This is a genomic window from Brevibacterium sp. S111 (genome assembly GCF_004745075.1).
Taxonomy (GTDB): domain Bacteria; phylum Actinomycetota; class Actinomycetes; order Actinomycetales; family Brevibacteriaceae; genus Brevibacterium.
In genome coordinates this window covers 1-1,334 of sequence record NZ_RHFH01000051.1, presented here as the reverse complement: position 1 = coordinate 1,334, position 1,334 = coordinate 1, and the positions used below count along the sequence as shown (strand labels likewise).

The following is a 1,334-nucleotide window of genomic DNA, read 5'->3' as shown; positions in this document are numbered from 1 at the left end:
GGAGACCTTGGGAAACATTTGTGGAAGAGACCGGTGAGAGACCGGGACACTACTTCCTGCCCTCACGTCATGTTCGCACTCGAACCCGAACGAACGGCCAAGAATCAACCGAATCGGTGGATCAAGGCTTAAAAGGTAACGGGATGCGCCATTGGCCGGGCACGTGCACACACGCGCCCGTGGTGTCGTATTCGAAGCCGTGGTATCCGCATTGGATTCCGCGTTCAGTCGTGCGACCTTCCGAGAGGGGAAACCCTCGGTGGGCGCAGCGATTGTCCATGACGACGGCCCGGCCTTCGGGCGAGCGGAAGATCACCACAGACTTGCCGAGGATATCGCGCCCCAACGGCTTGTCTTGGCTGATCTCTTCTGACCAGGCGATTACATACCAGGCGTTACGAACCCATTCTTCCTGCGCACTCATGACTGCCTCCTTCGGTAATAGCACTTAAGCTCAAGCTAGCCTCTTGTGATCTGTCGCACATCATCGTTTTGAGTCTCTATGTCTGGGATCACAGACACCTGGGACAGTCTCATCGCTCGAGCCGAGGCTCACATGCCATCGGCACTCCGTTTACGCTGGGTTGACCGGCCGGAAACACTGATGAGGTTTTCCGTCCGTGAGGGCATCGGAGCCGCCATCGCTTCAGGAGGGGATCGTGACTCGTTATCCGCGCACACCGAGCGACAAGGTCCCCGCAGCGCACAACGCTCTGCGCATTCTCACATTGTTGTCGTCCCGCAATGTTCCAGTCTCTGCTGTGTCTATCGCCGCCGCACTCGATCTGCCCCGGTCGACCGTCTATCACCTGCTTGCCGTGCTTATCGAAAACGGCTTCGCCGTGCATCTGTCCGAAGAGCGCAAGTACGGTTTGGGCATCTCGGCATTCGAGCTCAGTTCCTCATATGCGCGGCAGGCCCCGCTGTCTCGGCTCGGTGCTCCGATCCTCGCATCCCTTGTCGACACCATCGGTGAGAGCGCACATCTTGCGGTGCTGCACGGCAGCGACGTCGTCTATGTCATCGAGGAGCGAGCCAAGTTCCGGCCGGCGTTGGTCACCGAGGTGGGGGTCCGCCTGCCAGCGCATCTGACCGCGAGCGGACGCGCCATCATGTCGGCGATGCCTCCCGCTCAAGTGCGAGCGCTCTATCCAGCAGGCTCGGCTTTCGTCACCCGCAATGACCGTTTAGCGACGGTTTCTTCGTAAAGGGGTATCCATTTAAGTCCCGGAGTCCCGGTCCTCCGCGGCTCGCCATGGCCGCTTCTCCGGCACGACTTCCAGACTCCCCGGCCGTCGGCGCGGGCCCACTACTCCCGGCGGCCGCTTCTCCTT

At 60.6% G+C, this 1,334-nt stretch carries 1 protein-coding gene and 1 pseudogene; one reads left to right on the top strand and one right to left on the bottom strand.

Annotated features, from left to right (window positions below; all coding sequences use genetic code 11):
- Positions 1-121 precede the first annotated feature (121 nt).
- Positions 122-424, bottom strand: a complete 303-nt coding sequence (locus EB836_RS17985; protein WP_135542810.1) for a Rieske 2Fe-2S domain-containing protein — start codon at positions 422-424, stop codon at positions 122-124.
- Between the two features lie 232 nt (positions 425-656).
- Here EB836_RS17985 and EB836_RS17980 point away from each other — a divergent pair.
- Positions 657-1,184, top strand: a pseudogene (locus EB836_RS17980) (helix-turn-helix domain-containing protein); the annotation flags it as partial.
- Between the last annotated feature and the right edge of the window lie 150 nt (positions 1,185-1,334).